The following is a 6,462-nucleotide window of genomic DNA, read 5'->3' on the forward strand; positions in this document are numbered from 1 at the left end:
TTGTTTAAGGTAGAGAACGATGTCCACTATTTGCTACATCCGGCACGCGGCCTGTATGACCTGCTCGTGATCCAAGTACTGTTATCGGCTGAGTCGGATCTGGAGCGGCACTGAAAGGGAGGATGAGGTCGACCGGAATTTCATGAGCGCGCCGTAATAGCGACCTTGCCCTCCAGACCTGATGTGTGCAGGCAAACCATGTCACGGCATCGACGTGAGGTGTCCGCGGGTGGGACGGTTTCCGATCAACAGGCCCCACAGCTCATACAACCAGATACATCAAAAAAATTACGATGGGCAGGTCTACTCGGCTGGCTCACCAGGCGGGTGCTTAAGTTTCAAGGACAGCACACCCTCGACACGCTCAAGGATCAACTCATCCCCCACGATCCATCCCAGCCTATCCAGCAACTCGGAAGGCAGCTCGATGATGGCCTCACCACTACCGTCTCCGGGGTCTTGGCAGACCACTCGCCAGCTGTTGAGGTCACCCATGGTCATGTCCTCGTCACGTGATTACATCGCAGGCAATCGAGCAGTGGTCCCGGCCAAGCCGCGTGAGTCCAAGCTGAGCCGGCCTGCTCTATGACTTACGGAATCGGCCGCTCATGAGTAGCGGTACTCTTGCGGCGAAAAGCGTCCCTGGGGACCAAACAACAGCGTGGCAGTGAACTTTTCCAAATAAGCCACCGCTTCCTCTGGTGCGTGCTGCGTGAAATACGCCCGTTGCGCTGCGGGCAGTATGGCGCGGTGCGCCAGACAGGCCTTCACCATTTCTGCCAGCACAGAACCGCGAACGTCGTAACGCGCATCCACAGTGTCTAGGACCGTGCGATAGCAGGAGTGGTAGGCCGATTGATGATCGACCTGCCGTTGGCCATCACGACTCATCCCTGACTTCCCGCCTGCCAGGAGGCCAGAAACTGCAGCACTCGTTCAACCTGGCCCTGACTGACCAGTTGCTCCGCGGTCTGCTGTTCGAAGGTCGGTAAAGGCTCGAGGCGAAACCAAGTGATCGCCCGCTCGACGGCGACTCCGCTCTCGGCTACGGCCAAGATCACCCGCAGGACATCCGCGATAAAACGTTGTGTCGCTTCGGCATCGGATGCGCTGGCCGCATTTGGTTGGCTGCGACGATAGGCCGCGACCTGACCGGCAAACACGGCAGGGCTGAGGCCAAAGATCTCGGCATAGTGCTCAACCGAATAGGGCGCCCCGTTCGCGGGACACAGACAGTCGATAAGCTCAGCGGCCGACAGCACCTCTGGCCGGAGTGCTCCCTGGTTCATGGCTCATTCCTCCTGCCACGTCTCGCTCACAGCATGCCCGCAAACCTGCAAGGGGCAAAGCTCCCATTCGCTAGCCCGGGCCATTACGGTCTCCTTTTCCACGGAGTCGGCCAAAAGCTGCCGCTCGTATGCCCACTCTCGCCATGAGGGATAAATATTAACCCCTCAGGTCGCGACCAAATTTCCTAGCTCACCAATTCCTGAAGAAAGTCCGTGAGCGCCTTCTTGGGGTCATCCTCCTCCGAGACGATCATCTCAATTCCCCATTGACCCAATACTTCCCGTGCCACAGGGTTTGGTCGATTCATGAAGACGTAGGACTTCGGTCTGGCAGATGGCAGAACCGAGCGCCCCCACATTTCAGTCAAGCGATAAAACAGGAGTCGAATGTTGATATCCGAAATGCTGTATCCGATGAAGAGAACGGAATTTCCCAAGACGTCGTTGCTGAGCTTGATGTCCAGCGGAGAGTCATAATTCAATCGCTGAAAGTAACTGGTTTCATCAAGTACGATTGATGCCTCGTCATCGAAATCTCCATGGAATTTCACAATCTGACGCCGACCCTCAGTAGCAGATACGAGGTCGGCAACGCTTGCAATCTTGTCGTATGGCACCTCGTACTTGTCGTGGGCCATTTCCAGCCATCGATCGTAGTTGGTAGTGTAGATCCGCGAGAATCGTCCAAGAGCAATCAAACGATGAATCTCGGATGCAGCGATATCTGTACTGGACTTGTGCCATTCGCGGTCCATCCAACTCCGAAGCGGCCCCAAACTACCTTTTTTCCTCTTGTAGTACTCCGCAAGCGCTAGCGGCGTTCCATAAGTGGAGAAGATCTTTGGGTCATAGCCCAAGTCCTGAGCAATGCGCGCGATTAGTTCACCCCAAGTAGGCAGGCTAAGATTGGCAGACACCCCAGCACCTACAAAAAGCATCAGCTTGCCGGTTTGATATGCACGTAGTAACTCAGCGTTCATCTTATGCCCCCACAAGTTTTGAGATATTCGGCGAACTGGTCGAGTGCTTTGCGGCGCATTGAGATAGCGTCCTTAGCCGATCCCATCTCAGCGAAAGTTTGGGTGTGCCCGTTCGGGACGAAAACACAGTCCCATTGAAAGTCCGTTGGACCGGCCGGTACGAGTGGCACAGTTCCTTCGATGGAGCCTTCGAAAAGACGAATCTCGCGCCCATCACAATACCCGAGCACCGTCTTTGCGATTACTGCGGCATCTTTGAGACCAGCTACAAGCTTAACGAATCGATCTGCCTCCAGCTTATCCCAGAAAATCTGGGTTAAACCTGCTGGAAGCCCATTGAGACCGCTCAAGTAGAGTCCTGTGTGCTCGACGAAAAGAGGACGACCTATAGCCTCGAATGCCTTGGTCAACTTGTCCCGCACCAAGCGGTCAACATCCTCGGTCTGCAGCTCTTCAATTTTGCGCGACACCGATACGACTTCTACCCCAACAGGGGCAAGAATTCGCTGCACCTCAGTGACCTTGTGCTGATTTCCGGACATGAATCGAATTTTCAATCTAGACCCTCTATGAATGAATACCGTTTGGCGACGTCGAACTGCTCGTAAATATCACTAGCGGAGAGTCCCTCAATCATCGCCGTCGTATGATCATCCGCTAGGCCTCGCTGATGAATCGCCGGGTTGTCCGAGCAAATTACAAAGGGGACTTGGTGACGCCGAAACTCCAGCAGAGGATGGGCCTCGTCGACAGGAACAGCTCCGGTGAGCCGGTTGCTAATTGGGCATACTTCGACGCAGATATCCTGCTTTGCCAAGAGGTCTAGCAAATGAGGATCCTTGCTGGCTGCTGTTCCATGGCCAATACGATCTGCGCCAAACAATTCCACGGCTGCTCGAACGTTGTCCACGCGACCGGTTTCGCCTGCATGTATGGTGATCCCGAGTCCGAACCGATCTTTCGCCTTCCGAAACAGTGACGGTAATTCAGCTGGATGCGCAATTTCCTCGTCACCTGCCAGATCAAGCCCCACCACTTCATCCGGTTCACCGAGGTTTTGATACGCTTGCAGAAGTGCAGACAAACCAACCGAGCTGTAATCGCCGCGCGTCACCGTGAGGATCAAGCCGAGACGCATGCCGAAGAGGTCCGACGCGGCTCTGGACGATTCTATGAGGCGTTCCAGGGCTTGTGTGGGTGAGCAATTTTGCAGAGTAGCAAGGTACAAAACGCTGCTTCGGAGCTCCACAAAGCGCACATTGTTCTCCGCGAGACTCGTGACGACTGCAAGGGAAAGACGATCCAGGTTTTCGCGTTTTTTAGGAAAGAGCCGCAACACTTGCCAAGGGGTCAGGTATGACGCCAGTGACTGACACGGCGTGTGCCGCAACAGATCCCGCTCAATTAGAAAGCCAGACGGCAGCTCTGTTAATTCGTCCGCAAGAATGTCTTGAATGGTCGATACCGGGATCGCTCCGTTCATGTGCACATGAAGCTCTCCGCGATACAGCTTACTAAATTCTGCAGTAAAGCTCTGGCGCACCACCTCGTGCTCTATCTCTTCGCTCTGCGTTTTTGATAGGTCAACCTGCCACTGATTCAATCGCTATCCTTAGTCGCTAGCCACGAGCCAAGTTTTCACACCCCTTGACCGTCTGCGTTTTTACGACAATCCGAAAACCACCCTATGTACCTGCTGGTCAGGTAGTTCGTCCACATTTCTGACTTAGTACTTCCTCATTGCTATGGCTCGAGGGGTGACGGTTGGCCCGTACAGGGATCGGTGGCTGCCGGACTCGGTAGCATAAGCTGCTGTTCGTGACAGGCTGCTTCTAGCCGATTCTGTTGAAAAAGTAGCTGCTTCCCCATGCCGTCGGCAGAATTGCTCTGTCAGCGAGTGTGGGGGCGAACAGCATGATGGGACAGTTACCGAGAGGGCAGCAGCGCCTGTTCTACTCGTTCAATCTGGAAGATCACGTCCCAACCCAACACCTCCTGCGCAGCATCGACCAGTGTCTGGATCTCAGTGATCTGCGCGCCTCTACCTGGCGGATTTCTATAGCCCCATCGGGCGCCCCTCGATTGATCCGGAATTGATGGTGCGCATGCTGGTCGTCGGCTACTGCTATGGCATCCGTTCCGAGCGGAGATTGTGCGAAGAGGTACATCTAAACCTGGCCTATCGCTGGTTCTGCCGGCTGGGTCTGGAAGACGAAGTACCCAATCACTCGACCTTTTCGAAGAATCGCCACGGCCGTTTCCGTGACAGCGATCTGTTCCGCTGGTTGTTCAATGAGGTGCTGCGGCGCTGCATGGCGGCCGGCCTGGTAAAGGGGGAAGGTTTCGCCGTCGACGCCAGCATCATCAAGGCTGATGCCAGCCGGCAAACGCCGAAAGGCAACTTGAAGTAGCTTGCAGCCACTTCAACTACAGGCACACCCAACCGTCTGGCTGCCGCTGACCCTACTTTTTCAACAGAATCAGCCAAAAGCGGACGTCAAGAGTAGCGAAACCCACTGCCGGCAGTGCATTGTGCCCAGTCCCCCGGGCTCCACCCCAATGTCATCAACCTAAGCTGCAGCCCTGCCCAAGGCAAGCCCCCCGAAGCAGCCAGCCGCCATGGCCGTCGGGCGATGACCAGGCCTCTGCCGCTCAATCAGGCGGTCTAGCTGGGCTGGCGGTGATGTGATCATCGTCTGTTCCGGCTGTCTAGGCGAGATTTCTCGTCCTCCGGACGAGCCTATGCCGACCGCTTGTGGCCAGCTTTTTTTGCACGGAGGTTGGGCGGTGGTGTTTCTTCAGCGCGTCGGTTTGTAGCCCTCACAACCTCGGCTGGCTGCGCGTTTGCGTTGGCGCGCAAAGCTACGGCCTGAGCGTACGGCACTGAGGCTTTTAGCCATCAAGGCCAGCACATTGCTCAGCCCCTGAGCACAGTGCCGCACCAGCAGCTCGACCAGGGTATTTTTGAGCCGTGACACGCCTTGGGTGAAGTTGACTTTCCATCGCAGCTTGCGACCTTTGTGGCGCTGTTCGATGACCGGCTGTAGCAGGTGCTGCATCAACAGCGCCAGGTTCTTCAACAGTTGAGCGGCATGAAAGTCCTGCTTTACAGCGGTCACGCTGCGGCCGCTGAAGTTGTCCAGCGTCAGGGTTTGTTTGAGGCGACGGAAGTCGGTTTCGATGCCCCAGCGGCGGTGGTAAAGCTCGGCAAACACCTCAGCGGGAAAGGCTTCTCGATCCAGCAGCGAGGTCAGCAATACTTCGCTTTCGCCGTTGGCCAACTCGACCCGGATCAGTCTCAGCTCGATCTGGCTGGCAGGATCAACGCCAGCCTCGGAGCAGAACAGACGTGCTTCAGGATGGTTGGCCACGAAAAGCTGTGTGTCTTCAACTTGGCCAGAGTGTAGAAACGCTTTGACCTGGGCGTTATAGCCACAGGGCAGGCGCATCAGAAAGTGCCGCTGTTGCTGCGCGAACAGCGCGAATAACCAGTGCCCAGGGTAACCACGGTCAAACAGCGTCAGGCTGTCAGCCGGCAGGTGCTCAAGGTGCAGATGGGCACAGTCGCGCTCACCGACTGTCAGGGGCACGATCAGGCTATGCAAGGTTTGACCGTCAGCGACTTCGTAGAGTGTGGACAAGCGAGCCATGGGAAAGCCAGAGTGACTGCCAAAGAAGGTCGCCATGGTCGACTCCAGGGGTAAATGCACGGTCGAGCCATCCACCGCGAGCACCCTCAGCCCACGCCACTTCTGACGCAGCCCGAAGCAGTCAATTTGTTGCTGCAGGAGGCGATTGAGACTTTCAAATACCTCGGGGTTGAGCTTTTTGCGCGCTTTGCAGAAGGCCTGCGCAGTGACCATTTGCGTCTCAGTCGACGCCTGATTGAGTACGCGATAGAACTGATCGAGTTCGGTTTGCAGGGCCGTGCGCGGCTGATTGAGCAGGAACAGGACGAGGTTCTTGAAGGTGAGCTGGCGTCGGCGGGTAAAGTCTTGAGGATTCTGGCGGTGGGCGGCGATGAAGGCGGGACAATCGAGCGGGCTGGTTATTTTTTGTACAATTTTCAAGCCAGGGTTTGGCTGGCGGTGTCAAGCGATGCGGTATAGGTAGTCAAAAGGGCTTCTCCCATGCACTGATTTGAGCGCTAATTATATGATATTTATGGATAATTTCCAAAGTTGATGACATTG

At 55.8% G+C, this 6,462-nt stretch carries 7 protein-coding genes and 1 pseudogene; 1 reads left to right on the top strand and 7 read right to left on the bottom strand.

What is annotated here, in order from left to right; translation table 11 throughout:
- Positions 1 to 303 precede the first annotated feature (303 nt).
- The 6 genes from ACTJJX_RS33600 to ACTJJX_RS33625 all read right to left on the bottom strand — a co-directional run bounded on the left by ACTJJX_RS33600 (position 304) and on the right by ACTJJX_RS33625 (position 3,872).
- The gene (locus tag ACTJJX_RS33600; protein WP_003109819.1) at positions 304 to 495 is read right to left on the bottom strand and encodes a hypothetical protein; all 192 of its coding nucleotides are present in this window, start codon (positions 493 to 495) and stop codon (positions 304 to 306) included.
- Between the two features lie 111 nt (positions 496 to 606).
- The gene (locus ACTJJX_RS33605) at positions 607 to 891 is read right to left on the bottom strand and encodes a hypothetical protein (protein ID WP_003109820.1); all 285 of its coding nucleotides are present in this window, start codon (positions 889 to 891) and stop codon (positions 607 to 609) included.
- A complete protein-coding gene (locus ACTJJX_RS33610) occupies positions 888 to 1,289 on the bottom strand; it encodes a hypothetical protein (protein ID WP_003109821.1) in 402 nt (133 codons plus the stop codon). Before ACTJJX_RS33610 ends, ACTJJX_RS33605 begins: the two co-directional genes overlap by 4 nt.
- A gap of 185 nt (positions 1,290 to 1,474) precedes the next feature.
- Positions 1,475 to 2,269: an SIR2 family protein gene (locus ACTJJX_RS33615; RefSeq protein WP_003118060.1), complete on the bottom strand. Its 795-nt coding sequence runs from the start codon at positions 2,267 to 2,269 to the stop codon at positions 1,475 to 1,477.
- On the bottom strand, positions 2,266 to 2,826 hold the full coding sequence (locus ACTJJX_RS33620) for a non-canonical purine NTP pyrophosphatase (RefSeq protein ID WP_025986878.1): 561 nt from the start codon (positions 2,824 to 2,826) through the stop codon (positions 2,266 to 2,268). The genes ACTJJX_RS33615 and ACTJJX_RS33620 overlap by 4 nt, the downstream gene beginning before the upstream one ends.
- Complete coding sequence (locus ACTJJX_RS33625; RefSeq protein ID WP_003109824.1) at positions 2,823 to 3,872, bottom strand: adenosine deaminase family protein; 1,050 nt, start codon at positions 3,870 to 3,872, stop codon at positions 2,823 to 2,825. Before ACTJJX_RS33625 ends, ACTJJX_RS33620 begins: the two co-directional genes overlap by 4 nt.
- Before the next feature lie 311 nt (positions 3,873 to 4,183).
- Between ACTJJX_RS33625 and ACTJJX_RS33630 the strand changes: the two are divergent.
- Positions 4,184 to 4,656: pseudogene (locus ACTJJX_RS33630) on the top strand (transposase); the annotation flags it as partial.
- Between the two features lie 411 nt (positions 4,657 to 5,067).
- Here the strand turns inward: ACTJJX_RS33630 and ACTJJX_RS33635 are convergent.
- Complete coding sequence (locus ACTJJX_RS33635; protein WP_004423958.1) at positions 5,068 to 6,339, bottom strand: IS4-like element ISPa1635 family transposase; 1,272 nt, start codon at positions 6,337 to 6,339, stop codon at positions 5,068 to 5,070.
- Between the last annotated feature and the right edge of the window lie 123 nt (positions 6,340 to 6,462).

It is taken from the genome of Pseudomonas sp. 22490, assembly GCF_052044465.1.
Lineage (GTDB): Bacteria > Pseudomonadota > Gammaproteobacteria > Pseudomonadales > Pseudomonadaceae > Pseudomonas > Pseudomonas aeruginosa.